The sequence below is a fragment of the Paenibacillus agaridevorans genome (assembly GCF_018604145.1).
Classification (GTDB): domain Bacteria; phylum Bacillota; class Bacilli; order Paenibacillales; family Paenibacillaceae; genus Pristimantibacillus; species Pristimantibacillus agaridevorans.
Genome location: NZ_CP075889.1, coordinates 5,157,317 through 5,176,856, shown reverse-complemented (window position 1 = coordinate 5,176,856; position 19,540 = coordinate 5,157,317). Strand labels below are relative to the sequence as shown.

The following is a 19,540-nucleotide window of genomic DNA, read 5'->3' as shown; positions in this document are numbered from 1 at the left end:
CACGGCGCTTGTGGGCGTCCTGGATGCCTTCATGGATTCCAAGGGATTGGTGGAGCCGGAGGAATGGCGCACTTATTGCTCGGACGCTGTGCTGCTGGCGCGGTTCGAATCCTACGTCTGGGTGTCCGGCGATACGTTCCGCGCCAGCGCGGAGCTAGTCTGGTTCAGACCGGAGGCGCTTGGCGCAGCAGAGGCGCAGTGGGAGCTTCTGCTTAGCGGCGAAGTCATCGCCGAAGGGGGATTAAGCGCGGCTGCGGAAGAGGGCAGTCCTTATGTTGATCTAGGAGCGTTCGAAGCTGTGTTGCCGTCGCTGGATGCTGCGAGTCAGCTCGAGCTTCGTCTATGGATCGAGGGAACCGACGTGCGCAAGTCTTACGCGCTGTGGGTGTTCCCATGTGCAGAAGGCGGTTCGGAGCTGGATGGCCTGCATGTGTTCGACGAACTGACGGACGAAGCTGCGTCGTTGCTGGAGAAGGGCGAGAACGTCGTACTGTTCGCAAAGCCGGATGCGCTGGCGGCCAGCATCGAAGGCACGTATTGCACCGACTTCTGGAACTATCCGATGTTCCGCTCCATCTCGGAGAGCATGAACAAACCAGTGCCCGTCGGCACGATGGGACTCCTGATCGACAACGAGCATCCCGCGCTGCAGGGCTTCCCGAGCGATACGTACTCCACGTATCCGTGGTGGAGCATCGTTTCCCGTTCGCGCTCGCTCGTTCTCGACGATCTGCCGCGCGAGCTTAGCCCGATCGTGGCGACGATCGACAATGTCGAGCGCAACCACAAGCTCGGCCTGCTGTTCGAATGCCGCGCGCTGAACGGCAAGCTGCTCATCTGCGGCGCCGAAGCTGAGGGTCTGGCAGAGACGCCGGAAGGCAGGCAGCTGCTTCGCAGCATCGCGGGCTACGCCAAGTCGGACGCCTTCCAGCCGGCGACGAAAGTTGAGTTGTCCGCGTTGCAAGGACTGTTCCGCGCATAGCGAAAGTGGCAAGACACCAAGGAGCGCTTCGGCGCTGCTTGGTGTCTATTTTGTTTTGTCGGTGAGACTGACAAATGGATCGTCAAAGCTGCCAAAATGCGCAAGTGTGTCGGTTGACGGCTGCCAGCGCTCCAATGTACTCGCTTATTCATACACATTCGCTCGTCTCCGCCCCCTGGGGCTCCAATGTACTCGCTTTTTCATACACATTCGCTCATCTCCGCCCCCTGGGGCCCCAATGTACTCGCTTATTCATACACATTCGCTCGTCTCCGCCCCCAGGGCTCCAATGTACTCGCTTATTCATACACATTCGCTCGTCTCCGCCAGCCAGCTCCCCAATGTACTCGCTTATTCATACACATTCGCTCGTCTCCGCCCCCTGGGCTCCAATGTACTCGCTTTTTCATACACATCCGCTCGTCTCCGCCAGCCAGCGCCCCAAGCGAGTTTGTCGGTGAGACTAACAACAAAGCTATCAACCACTTAATTAAGAATATACTTAATTAAGTATTTGGTTTATAATAAGCACATGGACAAATTTACAGCGATTGCAGACATCACGAGAAGGCGCATCATCGAACTGCTCGCCACCGAAGGCGAGTTGTCGGCTACGGACATATGCAGACACTTTCAAGTCAGTCCTCAAGCTATCTCCCAGCACTTGAAGGTGCTAAGGGAAGCGGGCGTCGTGAGTGTGGAGAAGCGGGCGCAGCAGCGGATCTATCGGCTAAATTCAGAGGCGATGGCCGAGGTCGAGGAATGGGCGAAGCAGTTCCGCGAGATGTGGAGCAGAAGATTCGAGAAGCTAGACGCGTTGCTGGAAGCGCGCATGAAGGCAGGACAACAATCCAAATCATCGGAAGGGAACGATGAATCATGACAACAGTCAATGAAACGAAGCTGATTGCGGAGCCCGGCAGCCAAATGATCAAGATCGAAAGAGAATTCAATGCGCCGAGAGAGCTTGTATTCGAAGCATTTACGGATGCCAAACTGTTCGTAGAATGGATGGGACCACGCATTTTGAAGATGAACCTCGAGACGTTCGAACCGCGCGACGGCGGCAGATGGAAGTATGTGCATAGCGACAATGACGGCAACGCCTATGCATTCCGCGGCGTGTTCCATGAAGTGACGGCGCCGGTGCGCATCATCCAAACGTTCGAGTTCGAGGGACTGCCGGAGAAGGGGCACGTTTCCCTGGAGACGGCGGAATTCGTCGAGTTGCCTGGAGGACGCACCCGAATCGTGATGGAATCCATCTTCCGCTCGGTAGCCGACCGCGACGGCATGCTGCAATCCGGCATGGAAGGCGGCATGAACGATTCCTTCCTGCGGCTCGGAGAGCTGCTTGAGAAGCTGCAATCGAAGTAGCGGCCTGACAACGACATCAGCACCGAGTCAACCCCGACTCCGACACCTGCGCCACTACCAGCTCAGCCGATCGTCTCCGTCTATCCAACCCATCGCAAAGAAGCTTCCTACGTCACCTGCAAAGTGGCGCCGGAAGCTTTTTTTGCTTAATAAGAACTATCTCTCAATTTCTTGGGATGAAGCTGTCCCCATGATCTAGCGAAGCCAACCAACTTGCGGGAAGCCCGATGCTACGAAAACGTCATGGTCATAACGATGCCGAAGCAGGCGGCATTTAGCAGAAAGGTGACTCCGGCTCCGATAAGCAGCCCCTGCACGATGCCTCCGCGCTTTCTGAATATGATGATCGCGGGCAACAAATACAAGATTTGGACAACGCCTATAAAGAAGAAGCTGACAGGAAATAGAAACAGCAGCAGATGAAGCAAGGCCAGCAATCCAATGCCGAGCCATACGTCTTTCATATGCCCGGGCGGCCTCTTGCTCCCGTCATTCGTTCCAGTCATCATAGACTTTCCCTCCCGGTCTCATATCGAATTCGGCTCTCAGCGCTTCCAGCTTTTTCTCTTGATCGCCGCGATAGAACATATTGTAGGTATCGAAAGGAATGATTCGCCCGTCGGGATGCACGATATGGACGCAAGACTTCTTAACGGATCGGACATCGAAATTGTACGGGTCCAGAAATTGCATAATAATAACCCGGAACACGTTGTCGTAGCCGATATGCTCGGGCACGGATACCATCGGCAGGCAGCACAGCAAGTTTTTCAGCGACAGAGCCGACGAATCCGGTGAATGGGCGGTCGAAAACAGCTCGAAAATTTTGGACTTCAGCGTCTGATCCTGCTCGAATACGATCGTGTTGCGTCCGCCCTCCAGCAGAATCTGAGGATCGATCAGGCCGGTAAGCGGCAGCACTTCTTCGCCGAGCTTCAATGCGTAACCCATTGCCAGGCAGTCGGGATGGCAGGGGACGGGGATGATGTCCTCTTCGCGGAAGATGCCGGATTGGTCTATAATGCTCTGCCGCACCTCGCTGAGCGTCAGCCGATCCTTCGCCGGATCGAATTCCTCCAGTCGTCCTGCTGCCTGGATCGGTTGGAACGTGACGCCGCGCACGGCGGGCTGCTTCAGTCCAAACTGGATGATGTCGCCGATCTCGTCGTCGTTAAGTCCCTTTTTGAGCGTAACGACGAGCGTGGTCGAGATGTTGAATTCGTTCAGATGGTCCAGCGCCCTCCTCCGGACGTCACGCAAGTCGACGCCGCGCAGCTCTCGCAGAGCTTCCTCCCGGAAGCTGTCGAATTGCAGGTAGATCTCGAATCCGGGCGTGTATTCGGCAAGTCTCTTCACGAACGCGCGATCCTGGGCGATGCGCAGACCGTTCGTATTGACCATGATATGTTTGATAGGCTTGCTCTTGGCGAGATCCAGTATTTCAAAAAACTGAGGGTGAATCGTCGGTTCGCCGCCGCTGATCTGCACGATGTCGGGTTCCGCTTCATTGCGGACGATGGCATCCAGCATAAATTCGATCTGCTCGAGCGTGCGCCACGATTCCTTGTGCGGAGACGATTCCGCATAGCAGATCGGGCATTGCAGATTGCATCTCTCGGTCACCTCGAGCAAGGTCAGACAGCTATGCTGCTCGTGGTCGGGGCATAATCCGCAATCGTAAGGACAGCCGTAACGAATGGGGGTATTCCAGTGCATGGGCATCTCGGCAGGCTTCAGAAATTCGCGGCATCGCTTATAATAAGCCGCATCGCTCGCGATCAGAACCTTCTCGCGTCCGTGATGCCCGCAATATTTTTGCAAGAAGACCTGGTCGTTTTCGATAATGACCTTGGCCTCCACCTTGCGCAGACATTTCGAGCAAATGCTGTTCGTCAGCTCGTAGAAGAGATAGGGCCTGTTCTTCGTCGTCATCTACAATTCCTCCTTGTGCGAATGCTGTGGCTTTCTGAGCCTACTGCTCATCAAATAACCGTAATAGATCAAGCCGGCTATGCAAGCCAATTGGACATTGTTTAGCCCGAGATAAGGATGCGGGGTCGGCTTGATAAAATCGACTGTGAATCGGAATAGCAGATAACCCGTCATAAATAGCTGGAAAACCATGCCGTCCGGCATTGCGCCTTGACGTTTCTTGCGATACAGAAAGACGCCTAGCACCAGGAGAAAGACGATCTCGTACAGCTGTGTCGGATGTCTCGAAATGCCATCGCCGAAATCGACGCCGATCGGCCAGGTCGTGGCTATGCCGTAAGTGTGATCGTCCAGACCGGTCATGAAGCAGCCGATGCGCCCGATCATCATGCCCAGGATGATGGGAAGGGCCATGTCATCGCCTGTGGAGCGAGTGATGCCGACGCGTTTCTTCATCCACTCCACGCCAATCAGCCCGCCAAGCAGACCCCCGACAATCGTTTTGCCTTCCATTAAGTAAACGTAGTCGTTCCAGTTCTCGATCGTCCTTACGGGATCTTCCAGCCAATACAGCAACTTGGAGCCGATCGCCGCTCCGAGAATGGCTCCGACGATGACCCAGATGCCTTGCGCAACGGGAAGCTTGTCTTTGCCGCGGGTAAGCAGATACACCCGAAAGCCAACAAAGTAAGCCAATGCTTCGAATACCGTGTGCGGGTGCAGTTTGATAAAACCAAGATCGATCCAGATGGGAAAAGTCATCGCATTCTCCTGCTACCTCAGTATTGGAATCGTTTTCTCTTACATTCGATGTAAGCGCGTGGGATTCCTTCCCTTTTTAAATACATTCAAATGATCATAACAATCTCTAGGTTGAATAAGTATGGATCGCAGCACCAAAAAAGGCCCTGAGCCGGAATGAGCTGAATCCGTAAGGTCCTATTGCACGCGCCGAGATCGCGAAAATCGTAGCGGCGTTTGTCAAATAACGAAAAAACCGGGAGCGGCGTATGCTCCCGGTTTTAATTTTTACCACAATAGAATCTATAAGTTTTCGAGCATTCGAAAACCGAAATTCTATTTGGCGATAAATCCTACCTCTAAACGCGATCGCTCATCCTCGAAAGGCCTCGATAGAGGATTTCTCATCATTAGGCCATAACGCAGGCTAGTTGCATATATCCGCGAGACTTACTGAGATCCATGCCGCAATCTTCTAGCGCGGAGCTGCTTGTATTGGAAGTAGATCGTGCAGCCGATGCAATAGCCGAGCAGGGCGGCAAGCGCCGCGGCGCCCATCATGGCGGCAAAGATATTGCCCACGGTGCCAAAGCCTAGCAGCAGACTAACAAGCGAAGCGGTCAAGAACAAAACTGCGAGCAAATTGTTAAATCGCTGGAGCTCGACAGCCTCGGTGCCGGAACGTGATACGAGGCTGCCCAAGAACGGGCGAGCGATGCGGACGAATAGATTGGCCTTTGCGCCAAAGACGAGGCCGATTGCTTGTATGAAGAACAAAACGGCGATAATCCAAACGGACTGTGTGATGAAGAAGGCAATTAGTGACAAAACGATACCCGCCTGATTGCTCCTTACGTATGGAATAGGAATTTCCTTCACCATTAAACCAACTTTCTTGATTGGAATTAAAGTCATTAAAATGAGTATAATCTGACGCGAAATTTTTGGCAATGGGAACGATGAGAGAACGGCAATGAAGATTCCTCTAAACATTCGGGCGGTATTGTGATAGTATGGTTCTGTCTAATGTGAGAAGAGGAAGTGACAGAACATGATCAATATTACAATCCCGGAGCCGGATGTTACGATTCTTAAACAGAAGGATCCGCAGCTCAGCCATATTTACGGCTTTACCGATTTCCACTTGATTACGCGGGAGAAGGGCGGATTCTTTGCCTTCTATAACGACAAGGACGAGCTGCTGTTCGTCGGCAAAGCGAGGAAGCTCAGGCAGCGAATCAAAAAACACTTTGAGGATACCGTATCCGTGATGAAGAACCATCGGGAAGAGGTAACGAAGATCGAAGTGTTCGAGAACGAAAGTCCGCTGGAGCGGGAGCTGTATGAGACGTACATCCTTAACACGCGGCAAGCGAAATATAACGTAGAAAAAGTGTTCTACAAGTAAGAGCCCCGCGTCAGCGGGCTACATAAAAAGCAATTCGCAGACAGGAATGCATAGGCCTGTGCGGATTGCTTTTTTAATATAGGTAAGTCATTTTTGCCATTCGGAGCGAAACGCGCTGCTTCTTTGCCATAGGACGGCGACGGCCGTTTCACCATGCCACATAAGAAAGTAAAAGTTTTCGGTCCTCGAAAACGGATTTCTTATTGGCGATATTACCAACCTTATGCTTCCGAAGCGGCTTTGCTTTGCAAGCTGGAGGTCGATCATCTTCGAGAGGCGAGGGTTGACGCGTTTGGTCGCGGATGGTGGTAATTGGAGTGCTGGAGTTGGAATTGCTGTTGCTGGAGTGCTTACGCTAGTATGCGACCTTGGATATTTTCACGTACGTTATAACAATTGAGCGAAAATACACAATTATGATGTGAATAGAGCAATGAATTCGTACATTTGTACATATATACACAAATTTTGTTTCAAAAAGGTCCTTAACGACGAAATGAGGAAAGGATTTGTGTATTTTCGTACAATTTGATGTGCAGAAGGCCTATCTCTTCAAGAAATTGGGGATAAATGCACAAATGTGTAGAGCTGTCGATTTCCTGGACATACCATGTACAGCCTCGGCAATGAGTTCTCTATAGGAGATGGTGCGATACGAATAAGGGCGACGAGTGGTCTACAGCGGGACGTTCGTGGTGATGTGGGCCGTGCTGACCTTAGTCCCCGAGGGTGGAACTTCTCGTGGAGTAGATGTTGGAATCTGCTGAGGGAGTCGTGCGGCAGATTGATGCGGTGGTCAGCCAAAGCATAGATAGTTATCTGCTTCAGGCGTTACTTCAGGCTGCAGGCAGCCCGGGGGCGGCTAACGGACGGGAAAGACCTTATTGCGGGCGAATCGGACATTTGCGATTTCTAACAGACAAGAGAGTCATTATTGAGGCAAACAGCCTCTACAAACGTCCTAATTGGCTCCAATAAGGTCACCTATGTCCGTTAGATTTTGAAATCGCCGAAATTTGGAGTGATAGCGTCGCTGATGTCCGTTAGATTCGTGGTGCGCGGTGAGGTGGAGTAATATCGAGTTTCTATTTTGTAGGAGAGGCATGTCGAGCACCATGGGGATCCTGCACCCGCACGTATAGTGCCGTGGGTACAGCACCGGCACGTTGAGCACCATGGGGATTCTGCACCCGCACGTATAGTGTCGTGGGTACAGCACCGGCACGTCGAGCACCATGGGGATCCTGCACCCGCACGTCGAGCACCATGGGATCCGCGCTCGCCAGGGGAGGGTCTCCCCTCTCCTCTTCTTTCACCCCGTCAGTCCGCCGTCGCTATCGCTCGGGCCAACCGTTCGACGCCATCCGCAATGTCCTGCGGCGTTAAGCCGCCGTAGCCCATGACGATCCGGTTCTCGTGCCGGCCGCGCACAAGCGCGTAATGCTCCACCGCGTAGACATGGACGCCCTCGCGGGCAATTTGCGCCATTCGTTCTTCGGTGAAGCGAATTCCCGGCACTTCCACGACGAGATGCATCCCCGCGGATTCGCCCAGAATGCGGGCCTGCGGGAGATGCTTGCGGAGATTGCTCGCCAGCGTCTCGCGACGCTTGCGATAGATCTTCCGCATGCGGCGAATATGCCGGTCAAAGTAACCTTCCTCCATAAAGCGGGCGAGAATAAGCTGCTCCAGCATGGCGGTATGGCGGTCGGCGAACCACTTTAGCCGGCGATATTCCTCGACGTAACGGATGGGCAGGACGGCGTAGCCGATGCGGAGCGACGGGGACAAGATTTTGCTAAAGGTGCCGACATAGATGACCCGTTCCGGGTCCAACCCCTGCATGGAGTGGACGGGCACGCCTTCGTACGTGAATTCGCTGTCGTAATCGTCCTCCACAATGAGGCAATCGCTCCGTCTGGCGTATTCGATGAGCTGGATGCGACGCTGGATGGGGAGCGTGCCGCCGAGCGGAAACTGATGGGACGGAATAACGAAGACGAAGTCGGGAGCTTCTCCCGCCGGGAGCTCCTCGGGCAGGATGCCCGTATCGTCGACGGGGACTGGCAGCAATTCAGCCCCGGCATAGGCGAAAATCGTGCGCATCTCGTCGGTGACGGGATCCTCTACCGCTATGCGCGCCCGCTTGTCCCGCGAGAGCAGGCCTGTAACTAGCTGCAGCGCTTGAGTCGCGCCCGTCGTAATGACGATCTGCTCCGGATGGCAGCGTACGCCTCGCGCCTGCAGCAAGTAGCGGGCGAGAACGCTGCGCAGCTCGGACGCTCCTTCCGGGCTGCCATAGCCAAAAGCGCGCTCCGGCGCATACAGGCAAATTTCTTTCGCCAGCCTGCCCCATGCAGCGCGGGGGAAGTAGTCCGCGGCTGGATGCGCGGCCCGAAAGTCGATCATGCCAGGGGGAGGGGTTGGCCTTGCGATTGAGGCAGCGGACTGCCCCTCGACGTCGCTGGACATAGCCTGGGCGATGGTCGGGAAATGTGAGCCGGCCGCCACGTAAGTGCCGGACTGTGGACGTATTTCCAAATAACCCTCGGCAAGCAATCGATCGTAGACTTCCAGCACGATATTGCGCGACACGCCGATAGAGGAGGCGAGCTCGCGGCTGGAGGGCAGACGCTCGCCTTCGACAAGCTCGCTTCGCAGGATGCGCTGCCGCAGCTGCTCGTATACTTGAACGGTCAGCGAAGACTCGGCGGAACGGTCAACGGGAAACCATAACATGTGCGGAACCTCTCCTTACATACGTCTTGGCATTAGAACTGGTACTATGAATATGTGCCATTCCTGGTCCTTATGGAAACCAGTATACCATGTTATGCTGGAGTTATATAAGCGGGAAGGGACGTGCGGGGAATGATGAAGACGATCGGATTAATCGGCGGACTGAGCTGGGAGTCGACGGCCGACTATTACAAATATATTAATCGAGGCATCAGCGAACGGGCGGGAGGACTGAGTTCGGCCAAATGTTTGCTGTACTCCTGCAACTTCGAGGAGGTCGTGCAGCTGCAAAAGGCGGGAGAATGGAAGCAGGCCGCCGAGCTGCTCGCCGATGCCGCGAAAAAGCTGGAAGCCGGCGGCTGCGATACTATTCTAATCTGCACGAATACGATGCATGTCGTCGCGGGCGAGGTGCAAGAGGCGGTAAACGTGCCGCTGCTGCATATCGTGGAGACGACGGCGGCGCAGATCAAGAAGAACGGACTTCGCCGCGTAGGTTTGCTCGGGACCCGTTACACGATGGAGCAAAGCTTCTACACGGATCGCCTGCGCGAGCATGGCATCGAAGCTATCGTGCCGGACGAGGAAGATCGGATCCGCGTGCATGATGTTATTTTCGGCGAATTGTGCAAGGGAGAATTAAATGCGTCTTCCAAGGCGGAATATATCGCGATCATCGAACGTCTGCGGGCACGGGGAGCGGAAGGCATTATTCTCGGCTGCACGGAAATTCCGCTGCTCCTGAAACAAGGGGATATCGACATGCCGCTGTTCGATACGACGCGCATCCATGCGGAAGCAGCGGTGGAGTTCGCCCTTGCGTCTATGCCTTCCGTCACTGTATAGATGCTGCCCCATCAAATCGCAAAGAGTTAAACGAGAGTCCTGTCCACCGCTGCAATAGCGGATCGGTCAGGGCTCTTTATGCCTCTAGAAGCTATTTGTCTGCGCAGATAACAGGCTTTCATGAACAGATTCCCGGCAAGCAGAGCAACTTTGAAGCCGGTTGGAGCGTCCAATAGATGGAAGATAGTGGCTGGTTGTATGCAGAAAGGGGCGGTTGTATTGAAGTTGTTTAGTCGAAAGCGGATATTTTTCGTTCTGATCCTGTCCATGATTATCGTACAAGCTTGCAGCAAGAACGGGGAAATAGATAAAAACACAGCTAGTTTGGCTTTGCCTTCGGATATCCAAGTCGTTAAGGTCATTAACGAAGAGAGCGGCGTTGTGACGGAACATCGCGATCTTGGCGGGATCGAAGCCATCGTGGCAGGACTTGAAGAAGCGGAGCTCTCTTATATTGGCGACCCGGAGCAATCCGGCATTCTGTACAAGCTCGAACTGGTCGGAAGCGATAGAAGTTTGATGCTCTCGCTGAACGACTTGCGCCAAACCAATGGTTCGGCTCCCAGCGGCAAGGTGTATGCGGAAGGGACAAACGAAACCGGCGCCCAGGCTTGGGCATTAACGTCGGAATTGATCCAACTGATGCTCCAGGGAGATCGGGATGATAGCGAGCCCGAACTGGCTGTTACCATCGATGAAGACAGCGATACGGTCCTTTTGATCGGCAACCGGGACTTGGATCGGGAATCGGTGGAGCTCGCGATTCAATCGACGATATATGATGCCAGTAGTTTGGGAACGCTTGACTATCGTTATGCGGTGGAATGGACCGATAACCGACGCGCGGTCGTCCGGTTTACGGAGCTGCCCCCGGAGAGCGCTGTCGGATTTATGCTGGAAGGAACAATGACGTCGGAAGGCAAGCCGCTTAAGGCTGTATTGCCTTATGAGGGAAGAGCTGTCATCGTGCATGCGGGCAAGGCATGGAGCGGGATTAGATGGACCAACAATCAAGGAAACGTCGTTAAGGAGCATGCCTTCGACTCGGCGGTGTATGTCGGTACGTCATGCTGCCCGGGGAAAGACGGAACAATTATCATGTACGATCGGGACGGCAATCTGGACCGGCTGGATCCCGAAACGGGCGAGGTGTCTCGCGTAGACCGCGAGGAATGGCCGGAATTGACGGTGAGCAGGTCGAGCGACAGCGGCGTTCAAGATTTGTATGCTTTTCCCGGGCAAGGGGAAACCTACTATATCGCTAAAGGGTTGGAATTTGTCTATCTGGTGGATCAGGCGGCCGATTTAAAGAAACGAATTTTTCATTCGGAGGAAGCTTCGATTTATGGGATTGCGTCATCGCCGGATGGCGACAAGGTTGCCGTACTGACGGATTCGGAGGGCTTTTTGGGCTCGTACGCGGATTTGTGGATTTTCGATTCGACGGGAAAACGGTTGGCTCATCACGAGAAGGCGGCTTACATCGGACATAGCGACGGATGGCATTTCGTTTATCCGATGGCTTGGCTGGATTCGGATACCGTTGCCGTACCGCTTATCGGCCGTTCGGATTTGGTTATGGGACGCGGCAAGGCGATTTACGATGTAAAGAAGGGATTGCTCGCCGAAGAAGCAAGCGTGACGATGCCTGAAGTTGCGATAGAGATCTTAAAAGAGGCGATCCCGGGCTGGAGCGGTGAACGGATGGAAATTATTCGTGCATTGCCGATGCCGCAGACGGGCGAAGAAAGCGACCGATATTTCGCCGCACACATCGCCGGACAGGGCACCTTCTTGATCGACTTGCGAGAAAAACAAGCCTCCCGGGCAGGGGCGGGAGCGTTGCTAGGCTGGACATCGGATGGCAGCCTGCTGACCTGGTATTCCGCGGAAGGGAAGTATCCCGAGGTTTCGCTGTTGGATTGAAAGCGAGCAGGACCGCAAGCGTCGCGGATGCGAGGTTTGCGGTCCTGTTGCCGATTATTGAAGCTCCTCCAGGTAGCCGTCGAGCTCGTCGAAGGAGCCGTCGAAGCCTTGCCGCATAGACTCGAACATGCTCTGGTAGAAGGCTTGCTGCTTTGGCGTCGCGTTATGGGGACCCACGGTTATCGTAAGAGTCGTTCCTCCATCTGCTTCTGCAAATGATATATCATGGTTCACTTCCAGCGGGAAATCGACAAACTCGGGGCCGAACGGAGCGGGGACCGTGTTGCCTTCTTCATCCGAGAAACAATTCAGGAAGACAAGCTTCTCGGGCGCATCAATCTCGCGATAAATGAACTTGGCCCACATCTGGTGGCCGTCCGGGTTTGTCAGGCGATAATGAAAGAGGCCTTGCGGCTTCAGCTCATGCTTCGCGACATGCAGCGTCGAGCCTTTTGGCCCCCACCATTTGCTCAGATGCTCCGTCTCCGTCCAAACCTTGAACAATAAGTGGCGCGGAGCCTTAAATGTACGAATGATCCGCAATTGTCCTTCCGTGGTTGTCATGTTCATACCTCCATTTGTGTTTGATGATCGGCTACCGGCCCTTATACGCGTTATTCATCCGAACCTTCTTGTATTTCCTGCAAATAATCGTCCAAACGATCCAGTCGCTCGTCCCAGATTCGCCGGAATGTGCCTACCCATGCGTCCAGCTGTTGCAGCGGTTCTGGACGAAGTTTGCAAATTCGGCGGTTTCCGTCGGGAATCATCGTGACGATGCCGATTTCCTGAAGCACGCGAAGATGCTTTGACACCTGCGGTTGATTCAGGCTTAAGCGTTCCACTATATCGCCAACAGTGAGCTCTCCGTCCCGCAGCAGCTCGACGATTCGAAGGCGTGTGGGTTCAGCGATGGCTTGTAATATTTCGTTCATGACCATAATATACGTCACGAGGAATATTCCTGTCAAGGCATGTAGTGGATTGCCGAGAAGGAGGCTTGACATTTTAATCAATTATGTCATAATGATGTTATCAAATCGACATTCCGTGAACGAGAACAAATTAGTTAAGCAGGTGAATTCAATGTCTAACGAAGAACATTCCGACGCCTATTCGCCCGAAAACTTCCGTACGCCGGACGGCGCTCCAAGCGATATCGTCATCTTTACGATAACGTCGAGAGAGAAGGCGACGCCGAAGAAGGCATTGCCGACGCGCGAGCTGCAGGTGCTGCTGATCAAGCGGAAGGTCTGGCCCTACGAAGGCAAGTGGGCGCTGCCCGGCGGCTTTTGCAAGGAGACGGAAAGCATGTACGAATGCGCGCTGCGCGAGCTGAGGGAAGAAGCGGGCGTAACGGACGTGCATATGGAATACTTCAACGTTTACAGCAAGCCCGGCCGCGATCCGCGAGGCTGGATTCTGTCCCATGCTTACTTCGCATTGGTGCACGAGCACAAGCTTATCAATCGGAGAGCGGATACCGACGCGTCCGATGTCCGCCTGTTCCCTCTGGAGGAGGCGCTTGCGATGGAGCTTGGCTTCGATCATGGCGACATGCTTCGCGACGCGCTTGCGAGAGTGCGGGAGAAGATGCTGACGACGACGATCGCGCGGGAGTTTCTGCCCGAGGAATTTACGATCAGCGAGCTGTACCAGGTCATACAGACCGTTGTACCGACGTTCGAGGAGCCTAACTTTATCCGCAAGATTACGTCCACGCAAAGCCGCCAAGGCATTATCGAAGAAGCGCGGGATTCCGAAGGCCGGCCCAAGTCGTCCAATCGTTATTCGCAGCGTGCGGCCCAGCTTTACCGATTTACCGAATATTCGCCGGGGCTGTCTATTTACGGCTAGGCGATTTTCTTCTCGATTTTGATATTATCATATTGACTATATAAGGAGGCGCTTATCATGAACAACAAATGGCTCCTGCCGCTATTATTCGCCGCGATGCTGGCCATCGCCTGGTTCACGTCCTCGACGACGCTGGAAATCGTCGCTACAACTACGGGACTGCTCAGCGTATGGCTGACCGCCAGGCAGAATATCTGGGCTTGGCCTGTCGGTTTGGTTAATGTCGGCTGCTTCTTCTTCATGTTCCTGGAGGTGAAGCTGTATGCCGACATGATGCTGCAGGTCGTGTTCTTCGTGCTCAGCATCTACGGCTGGATCGTCTGGCTGACCAAGCGGGAAGGCGCCAAGGTGCGCCCGACGCGGAACCTGACGAAGCCGCTTGCGATTCTTCTCGGCATGCTGGCCGTCGCCGTGACGGCGCTATGGGGGTACTTGCTTCATGCGCACACCGACGCTTCGATTCCGTACGCGGATGCTTTTATCGCCACGCTCAGCCTGATTGCCCAATTTCTGCTCTCTTCGAAAATTTTGCAAAATTGGCTGGTCTGGATCGCCGTCGATGTATTGTCCGTCGGGATGTACTTCTACAAGGAGCTTTATGCGCTGGCGTTCCTGTACGTCATCTTCCTCGGCATTGCGACGAGTGGATATGTTTCGTGGAAGCGGGATTACGATAGAGCTGCGAAAGGGGGAACCACCCATGGATGAGCGGCGGATCGGATTGACGCTGGGGAAGTTCGCTCCGCTCCATAAGGGGCATCAATTCATGATTAAGACCGCGCTCGAGGAGATGGATGAGGTCATTGTGATCATTTATGACTGCCCCGAGACGATTTCGATCCCGCTGCATGTCCGCGCCGACTGGATTCGCAGGTTGTATCCGGGGACGGATGTCATCGAAGCTTGGGACGGACCCAAGGAGACCGGCTATACGGCGGAGATTATGAAAGCTCAGGAGGACTACGTCCTGGGTCTGCTCGGAGAGCACAAGGTCACGCATTTCTACTCCAGCGAGCCGTACGGCGAGCACATGAGCGTCGCGCTGAACGCCGTTAACCGCCAAGTCGATCCCCAGAGGCAGACTGTTCCCGTTTCCGGTACGGCAGTGAGGGACGCCCCTTATGAAAACCGGCATTATCTGCATCCCGTCGTGTTTCGAGACTTGGTGACCAAGGTCGTATTTTTGGGCGCGCCTTCTACTGGCAAGACGACTTTGGCCGAAAGGATGGCGAGGCATTATAGAACGGCGTGGATGCCGGAGTACGGCCGCGAATATTGGGAGCGGCACCAGATCGACAGAAGACTGACGCTGGAGCAGCTGGAAGAGATTGCGACCGGCCATATAGCGCGCGAGGAGGCATTGCTTCAAGAGTCGCGGGACGTCTTGTTCGTCGATACCAATGCCATTACGACGTATATGTTCTCGCAATATTACCACGGCGAGGCTACCCCGGGGCTGACAGCGCTGGCCGAGATAGCGGAGACGAGATACGGACTTGTCTTCTTATGCGATGCGGATATTCCGTACGACGATACTTGGGATCGTTCGGGCGAGGTGCAGCGCGAGCTATTCCAACTGGCGATCATGGACGATCTCAGGGAGAGAGGCGTGCCGTTCCAGATCCTGCGAGGTACTCTCCGGGAGCGGGAGGAGCAAGTGGCGGAGGCGCTCAAACGTTTGGATCCGCTATGAACATTGTTGAAGGTCGAATAGGTTGGCATGGAAGGAGATGCGGGTAATGGCGGATGCGAAAGTTTTTGACCGATTAAAGGGCGGCTTATATGGCGTAGCTATTGGCGATGCGCTCGGAGGGACGACTGAGTTCATGAGCGTAAAGGAGATTGAAGAGAAACACGGCTTCTTGACGGAAATCATCGGCGGAGGAGTTTGGCGTCTTGCGCCGGGCGAGGTGACGGACGATACGATGATGACGTTATGCGTGGCGGATGGAATCTTGCTGCAGCCCCGCCAGCCGCTCGATTCAATCGGCGAGAAGTTTCTGGAGTGGTACGGAACGCGGCCGAAGGATGTCGGCAACATAATCCGCTATGCCTTCGAGCACTACGAAGGGAATTGGTTCGAAGCCGCCCTGTATACGGACCAGATGATGGGACAAAGCGCCGGCAACGGATCTCTGATGCGATGCCTGCCCGCTGCGCTGGCATATCCGGGATTGGCCGAAGCGGAGCAGATCGCCCGCCTGCAATCCCGCATGACGCACTATGATTCGAGATGTGGCGAAGCATGCGCGATCTATACGCGTATCGCATACAGACTGCTGCAAGGAGAGGAGCTGCGTGAAGCTCTCCGGACGGAGGTGACGGGCACGGAATACGAGTCTGCGCTGACGGACCCGCCGAATTGCGAGCCTGGCGGTTTCGTCGTTCATACGATGCTTTGGGTTGTTTACCTGCTCGCAACGTCGACCGACTTCGAGCAAGTGGTGCAGCGGGCAGCCAACCGTGGGGAAGATTCCGATACGATCGGAGCCATTGCCGGCGGCCTGGCAGGCATTTATTGCGGCTACGCGGGGATACCGGCTCGTTATGCGGAAGCCATCATTATTCGGGAGCGGCTGGATGAAACGGCGTCGGCGTTAATGGATATTCGCCAAGGCAGCCATGACCAAGTAATACAGGCCTGAGGGTAGATATCATAGATTTAAGGAACTATCCCTGACCGTCTTTGTCAGGGATAGTCGGTTATACTAGGCATATAACCGACTACCGAATTCGGGGAGGATGGTTGGAATGGGCAAAGCTGATAATATGCTGGCGATCCTATGGATGCTTCGCTCCGGCAAACGCATGACCGCGGGTCAATTGGCCGGGGAGCTTGGCATTCATGTAAGGTCCGTCTACCGCTACATCGACTCGCTGTGCGCCAGCGGCGTGCCGATCGTGGCGGACAGCGGCCCCAGTGGCGGCTACAGCATACTGAGCCGCTTCAAGGACTCGCCCCTGCTCTTCGATCACGAGGAACAGAGGAGTCTTATCCATGCCTCCGTGTTCGCCAGGGAAGCCGGTTACCCGCACTCGGTCGCTTTGGAGCGGGCAGTAGGAAAGCTGAAGCAATACGCGAACGAGAAACAGCTGGATCTTTTGGAGCGGCATGAGCAGGGCTTGTCCGTTATTTCGCCTCCCATCGAAGACAAGTACCAGCACTTCCTGCGGATGCTGGAGGATGCCGCCGGTCAAGGGCAAACGCTTCGGATGGCGTATGACAAGGGCAAAGGCGACCAGGTACCGGCAAGGCTGTTCGACCCGTACGGAATCGTGTACTGGAAGGGCAACTGGTATGCGGTTGGCTATTGCGGATACCGCGAAGACATTCGCAGCTTCCGCGTCGACCGAATGACCGGATTGCACGCAACGGATCTCGGCTTCCATCGGCCGGCCGCCTTTTCCGCTAGAGATTTCCTGCTGTCGCATCTGCTTCCGAACGAAGGAGACAGTCGGAGCATGGAGACTGTTCTCATTCGAGGACAAGAGCAAGTGTTGAACGAATTATGCCGGCACTGGCTGTTCGGCCATGCTTTGGCCGAGCGTCAGCCGGAGACCGCCGTCTTCCGATTGGATAGTGCCTTGTTGTCGACGTATGTGCCTTATTTCCTAATGCCGTACAGCACCTCGCTTACAATCGAATCGGTGCCTCTGGCCAGACGCATGGCGGAAGCGTGCAGAACCATGGCGGAGCATTACGGGGCGATGTTAACGAATCTGGAGTTACGAGGAGAGGGAGAAGAAGATGGATAAATTTACGATGTTTGGACAACTGAAGGCTCATCCCGGAATGAGGGATGAGCTTGCGAGACGGATGCTTGAAAGCGCGGAGACTTTGGAAGGAATGGATGGCTGCCTCTTCTATATTTTAAACGAGTCGGAGGAGGATCCCGATGCGTTATGGATCATGGAGCTGTGGGAGAACAAGGAAGCCCACGCCGCGTCGTTGAAGAACGAGAAGGTGAGAGCTTTGATTCAAAGCTGCATGCCTTTGATCGCGGGAACCAGCTCCGTGCCGATACGTCCCATTGGCGGGAAAGGTTTGTAAATCTTGAAGGTATAATGGAGGGCTATGACGATAATCATCATTCCGCAGGCTAGGAAGCAGCGGGATGATGATTATTTTTTAGTAGACTCCCGCACGAGCAGATAGAGAGAGCCATCCATATGCTAGGGAAGGAAGGGAGATGGACGATAAATGAAGTATAGAAGCAGCACATACAAGAGCAAATGGGTCAAAACGAAGTGGCTGATGGGCAGCGGCAAGATCCGTGCCTATGTCCCGGCGACAAAGCCGTTCAGCCGAAATAATCTGCAGGAGATGATGGGCCGATTTGCGACGGTCTATTGCAAGCCTACGAGCGGCTCCGGCGGAGCTGGCATCATGCGGGTGAAGAAGAAGAAGGGCGGATATTTGCTGCAGCATGCAACGGGACAAAGTCGGCAAGGCAGTATGGACTCGCTGTATGCACGGATGAAATCCAGAATCGGGGGACGCTCCTATTTGCTGCAAAAAGGAATTTCGCTCGCAAAGTCAAACGGCAGGCCGTTCGATACGCGCGTAATGGTGCAGAAGACGAATCAAGGGAAGTGGGTCAGCACCGCGCTGTTTACGAAGATCGGCCGTCCAGGCAAGGTGGCGACTAATTATAAGCAAGGGGGAAGCATCGGCTACTTCCGGCCTACGATGGCGGGTGCGGGCTTCGGAGCCGGTCGGATTGCGAGCAAGGAGACGGAGCTGAAGCGGCTAGGCCGCCAGGTAGGCGGCGTCTTCGACCGTCGCGGGAAAGGCTTCCGGGAGCTGGGCTTGGATGTGGCGATGGACGGCGACGGCCGCGTCTGGATTCTGGAGGTCAATACAAGTCCGGAGTTCTACCCGCTAAAGAACATGAAGGACAAGAGCTTGTACCGCCGCATTATGTCGTATGCCAAGCAGTATGGGCGTAAAGGCTGACAAGGGAACGACTTCCTTTGGTGCGAACGAACCGCCCTGGCCGCCCCTTGGGCTTGGGCTCTGCGGCCGTGATGTCCATAAGATGCCGCCATCAAAGCCCGGCGGCCGTTTTCATGAGGTCATAGATTTTTCGAGCCGTGTTGACGTTGCGAACCGTGACGCTGGAGTAAAATTTGGTGCCGATGATCTTGTTCATGCCGCTTCGGCCCGCATGCTGTCGATCGTACGACCATAGAACTGCGCCCGGGACGTAGATAACCCGATCTATCTCGGGAGCGAGCTTCAGCCCTTCCAGTACGGATTCGTTGTCGATCTCTTCCCACAGATAAAGCACGTCGCTTTTCATCTCCCCGTCATTCGCCCAATGCTCCGGCAGCGCGGCCATGATGGCTTCGATCTGCTCGATTGTACGGACCATGACTCTAATGGACAGTCCGAAGTCCGAAGCGATGGCTTCCTCTAGCAGGGAGGATAGTTCCGGGGCGGTACGACTGTCATCCGTAAATATTATATTTCCGGTATTAATGTACGTAACCACGTTGCTGAGACCTGCCCGCTCGAACGTTGCTTTCAGTTCCTTCATATTAATTTTGTTGTTGCCGCCTACATTGATGCCTCGCAATAATGCGATATATACCATGGTCTGTGATACCTCCTGCGCGTGGGGAATCTGATAGCTACTATTAGAAGCATTATACTAAAAAAATCTTCCGAACGGCAGAAGAAGGGGCATTCCGGCTTGTAACCAAATGAAAAGCGTTCAGTCTGCCCGGGT

The 19,540-nt window shown here is 54.5% G+C and carries 22 protein-coding genes; 14 read left to right on the top strand and 8 right to left on the bottom strand.

Features of this window, described 5'->3' with window-relative positions:
* The first annotated feature begins 31 nt into the window (after positions 1–31).
* The 3 genes from KJW29_RS21075 (at position 32) to KJW29_RS21065 (ending at position 2,359) form a co-directional block, all read left to right on the top strand.
* A complete protein-coding gene (locus KJW29_RS21075; protein ID WP_214626052.1) occupies positions 32–982 on the top strand; it encodes a DUF8487 domain-containing protein in 951 nt (316 codons plus the stop codon).
* A gap of 532 nt (positions 983–1,514) precedes the next feature.
* Positions 1,515–1,865: an ArsR/SmtB family transcription factor gene (locus tag KJW29_RS21070; RefSeq protein WP_214626051.1), complete on the top strand. Its 351-nt coding sequence runs from the start codon at positions 1,515–1,517 to the stop codon at positions 1,863–1,865.
* A complete protein-coding gene (locus tag KJW29_RS21065) occupies positions 1,862–2,359 on the top strand; it encodes an SRPBCC family protein (protein WP_214626050.1) in 498 nt (165 codons plus the stop codon). Before KJW29_RS21070 ends, KJW29_RS21065 begins: the two co-directional genes overlap by 4 nt.
* Before the next feature lie 230 nt (positions 2,360–2,589).
* Here KJW29_RS21065 and KJW29_RS21060 read toward each other — a convergent pair whose 3' ends face one another.
* The 4 genes from KJW29_RS21060 to KJW29_RS21045 form a co-directional block, all read right to left on the bottom strand.
* Positions 2,590–2,868, bottom strand: a complete 279-nt coding sequence (locus KJW29_RS21060) for a hypothetical protein (RefSeq protein WP_214626049.1) — start codon at positions 2,866–2,868, stop codon at positions 2,590–2,592.
* Positions 2,849–4,291 (bottom strand): radical SAM protein, encoded by a 1,443-nt coding sequence (locus tag KJW29_RS21055; protein WP_087572062.1) that lies wholly within the window; start codon positions 4,289–4,291, stop codon positions 2,849–2,851. Before KJW29_RS21055 ends, KJW29_RS21060 begins: the two co-directional genes overlap by 20 nt.
* Positions 4,292–5,053 carry a prolipoprotein diacylglyceryl transferase gene (locus tag KJW29_RS21050; protein ID WP_214626048.1) on the bottom strand — a complete coding sequence of 254 codons (762 nt, stop codon included), beginning with the start codon at positions 5,051–5,053 and terminating at the stop codon, positions 4,292–4,294.
* Positions 5,054–5,482: 429 nt separating this feature from the next.
* Positions 5,483–5,914 carry a DUF4395 domain-containing protein gene (locus KJW29_RS21045; RefSeq protein WP_343222621.1) on the bottom strand — a complete coding sequence of 144 codons (432 nt, stop codon included), beginning with the start codon at positions 5,912–5,914 and terminating at the stop codon, positions 5,483–5,485.
* A gap of 169 nt (positions 5,915–6,083) precedes the next feature.
* Here KJW29_RS21045 and KJW29_RS21040 point away from each other — a divergent pair, with 169 nt between their 5' ends.
* Complete coding sequence (locus tag KJW29_RS21040; RefSeq protein ID WP_108995141.1) at positions 6,084–6,440, top strand: nucleotide excision repair endonuclease; 357 nt, start codon at positions 6,084–6,086, stop codon at positions 6,438–6,440.
* A gap of 750 nt (positions 6,441–7,190) precedes the next feature.
* Positions 7,191–7,418 (top strand): hypothetical protein, encoded by a 228-nt coding sequence (locus tag KJW29_RS21035; protein WP_214626047.1) that lies wholly within the window; start codon positions 7,191–7,193, stop codon positions 7,416–7,418.
* A gap of 342 nt (positions 7,419–7,760) precedes the next feature.
* Here KJW29_RS21035 and pdxR read toward each other — a convergent pair whose 3' ends face one another.
* Positions 7,761–9,179: a MocR-like pyridoxine biosynthesis transcription factor PdxR gene (gene pdxR, locus KJW29_RS21030; protein WP_214626046.1), complete on the bottom strand. Its 1,419-nt coding sequence runs from the start codon at positions 9,177–9,179 to the stop codon at positions 7,761–7,763.
* Positions 9,180–9,311: 132 nt separating this feature from the next.
* On the opposite strand from pdxR, the gene KJW29_RS21025 reads away from it, so the two are divergent.
* Positions 9,312–10,025: an aspartate/glutamate racemase family protein gene (locus tag KJW29_RS21025; RefSeq protein WP_343222620.1), complete on the top strand. Its 714-nt coding sequence runs from the start codon at positions 9,312–9,314 to the stop codon at positions 10,023–10,025.
* Positions 10,026–10,244: 219 nt separating this feature from the next.
* The gene (locus KJW29_RS21020; RefSeq protein WP_214626045.1) at positions 10,245–11,951 is read left to right on the top strand and encodes a hypothetical protein; all 1,707 of its coding nucleotides are present in this window, start codon (positions 10,245–10,247) and stop codon (positions 11,949–11,951) included.
* Positions 11,952–12,005: 54 nt separating this feature from the next.
* Here KJW29_RS21020 and KJW29_RS21015 read toward each other — a convergent pair whose 3' ends face one another.
* Both KJW29_RS21015 and KJW29_RS21010 read right to left on the bottom strand, forming a co-directional pair.
* Positions 12,006–12,515 carry an SRPBCC family protein gene (locus KJW29_RS21015; protein WP_214626044.1) on the bottom strand — a complete coding sequence of 170 codons (510 nt, stop codon included), beginning with the start codon at positions 12,513–12,515 and terminating at the stop codon, positions 12,006–12,008.
* A 50-nt stretch (positions 12,516–12,565) separates the two neighbouring features.
* Positions 12,566–12,886, bottom strand: coding sequence for an ArsR/SmtB family transcription factor (locus KJW29_RS21010; protein ID WP_214631240.1), 321 nt, complete (start codon positions 12,884–12,886; stop codon positions 12,566–12,568).
* A gap of 151 nt (positions 12,887–13,037) precedes the next feature.
* On the opposite strand from KJW29_RS21010, the gene KJW29_RS21005 reads away from it, so the two are divergent.
* From KJW29_RS21005 to KJW29_RS20975, 7 genes are all read left to right on the top strand, one after another.
* Entirely contained in the window at positions 13,038–13,808 is a 771-nt protein-coding gene (locus tag KJW29_RS21005) for an NUDIX domain-containing protein (protein ID WP_087572089.1), read from the top strand.
* Between the two features lie 57 nt (positions 13,809–13,865).
* Entirely contained in the window at positions 13,866–14,516 is a 651-nt protein-coding gene (gene pnuC, locus KJW29_RS21000) for a nicotinamide riboside transporter PnuC (protein WP_214626043.1), read from the top strand.
* Positions 14,509–15,501: an AAA family ATPase gene (locus KJW29_RS20995; protein ID WP_214626042.1), complete on the top strand. Its 993-nt coding sequence runs from the start codon at positions 14,509–14,511 to the stop codon at positions 15,499–15,501. The genes pnuC and KJW29_RS20995 overlap by 8 nt, the downstream gene beginning before the upstream one ends.
* Positions 15,502–15,538: 37 nt before the next feature.
* The gene (locus KJW29_RS20990; RefSeq protein ID WP_425517570.1) at positions 15,539–16,453 is read left to right on the top strand and encodes an ADP-ribosylglycohydrolase family protein; all 915 of its coding nucleotides are present in this window, start codon (positions 15,539–15,541) and stop codon (positions 16,451–16,453) included.
* A 106-nt stretch (positions 16,454–16,559) separates the two neighbouring features.
* Entirely contained in the window at positions 16,560–17,564 is a 1,005-nt protein-coding gene (locus tag KJW29_RS20985; RefSeq protein WP_214626040.1) for a helix-turn-helix transcriptional regulator, read from the top strand.
* A complete protein-coding gene (locus KJW29_RS20980; RefSeq protein ID WP_108995148.1) occupies positions 17,557–17,859 on the top strand; it encodes a putative quinol monooxygenase in 303 nt (100 codons plus the stop codon). Before KJW29_RS20985 ends, KJW29_RS20980 begins: the two co-directional genes overlap by 8 nt.
* A 150-nt stretch (positions 17,860–18,009) precedes the next feature.
* A complete protein-coding gene (locus KJW29_RS20975; protein WP_214626039.1) occupies positions 18,010–18,765 on the top strand; it encodes a YheC/YheD family protein in 756 nt (251 codons plus the stop codon).
* A 91-nt stretch (positions 18,766–18,856) separates the two neighbouring features.
* Here the strand turns inward: KJW29_RS20975 and KJW29_RS20970 are convergent, their stop codons facing one another.
* The gene (locus tag KJW29_RS20970; protein ID WP_214626038.1) at positions 18,857–19,405 is read right to left on the bottom strand and encodes a DUF1697 domain-containing protein; all 549 of its coding nucleotides are present in this window, start codon (positions 19,403–19,405) and stop codon (positions 18,857–18,859) included.
* Positions 19,406–19,540: the final 135 nt, after the last annotated feature.

Bases quoted from the DNA above. Each gene is read 5' to 3' on its own strand.
- KJW29_RS20975 (WP_214626039.1), top strand. From the start codon at position 18,010: ATGAAGTATAGAAGCAGCACATACAAGAGCAAATGGGTCAAAACGAAG.
- KJW29_RS20985 (WP_214626040.1), top strand. From the start codon at position 16,560: ATGGGCAAAGCTGATAATATGCTGGCGATCCTATGGATGCTTCGCTCC.
- KJW29_RS20980 (WP_108995148.1), top strand. From the start codon at position 17,557: ATGGATAAATTTACGATGTTTGGACAACTGAAGGCTCATCCCGGAATG.
- KJW29_RS20990 (WP_425517570.1), top strand. From the start codon at position 15,539: ATGCGGGTAATGGCGGATGCGAAAGTTTTTGACCGATTAAAGGGCGGC.
- KJW29_RS21065 (WP_214626050.1), top strand. From the start codon at position 1,862: ATGACAACAGTCAATGAAACGAAGCTGATTGCGGAGCCCGGCAGCCAA.
- KJW29_RS21060 (WP_214626049.1), bottom strand. From the start codon at position 2,868: ATGATGACTGGAACGAATGACGGGAGCAAGAGGCCGCCCGGGCATATG.
- KJW29_RS21005 (WP_087572089.1), top strand. From the start codon at position 13,038: ATGTCTAACGAAGAACATTCCGACGCCTATTCGCCCGAAAACTTCCGT.
- pnuC (WP_214626043.1), top strand. From the start codon at position 13,866: ATGAACAACAAATGGCTCCTGCCGCTATTATTCGCCGCGATGCTGGCC.
- KJW29_RS21070 (WP_214626051.1), top strand. From the start codon at position 1,515: ATGGACAAATTTACAGCGATTGCAGACATCACGAGAAGGCGCATCATC.
- KJW29_RS21035 (WP_214626047.1), top strand. From the start codon at position 7,191: ATGTTGGAATCTGCTGAGGGAGTCGTGCGGCAGATTGATGCGGTGGTC.
- KJW29_RS21010 (WP_214631240.1), bottom strand. From the start codon at position 12,886: ATGAACGAAATATTACAAGCCATCGCTGAACCCACACGCCTTCGAATC.
- KJW29_RS21015 (WP_214626044.1), bottom strand. From the start codon at position 12,515: ATGACAACCACGGAAGGACAATTGCGGATCATTCGTACATTTAAGGCT.
- KJW29_RS21050 (WP_214626048.1), bottom strand. From the start codon at position 5,053: ATGACTTTTCCCATCTGGATCGATCTTGGTTTTATCAAACTGCACCCG.
- KJW29_RS21045 (WP_343222621.1), bottom strand. From the start codon at position 5,914: ATGGTGAAGGAAATTCCTATTCCATACGTAAGGAGCAATCAGGCGGGT.
- KJW29_RS21025 (WP_343222620.1), top strand. From the start codon at position 9,312: ATGATGAAGACGATCGGATTAATCGGCGGACTGAGCTGGGAGTCGACG.
- KJW29_RS20995 (WP_214626042.1), top strand. From the start codon at position 14,509: ATGGATGAGCGGCGGATCGGATTGACGCTGGGGAAGTTCGCTCCGCTC.
- KJW29_RS20970 (WP_214626038.1), bottom strand. From the start codon at position 19,405: ATGGTATATATCGCATTATTGCGAGGCATCAATGTAGGCGGCAACAAC.
- KJW29_RS21055 (WP_087572062.1), bottom strand. From the start codon at position 4,291: ATGACGACGAAGAACAGGCCCTATCTCTTCTACGAGCTGACGAACAGC.
- pdxR (WP_214626046.1), bottom strand. From the start codon at position 9,179: ATGTTATGGTTTCCCGTTGACCGTTCCGCCGAGTCTTCGCTGACCGTT.
- KJW29_RS21040 (WP_108995141.1), top strand. From the start codon at position 6,084: ATGATCAATATTACAATCCCGGAGCCGGATGTTACGATTCTTAAACAG.
- KJW29_RS21075 (WP_214626052.1), top strand. From the start codon at position 32: ATGGATTCCAAGGGATTGGTGGAGCCGGAGGAATGGCGCACTTATTGC.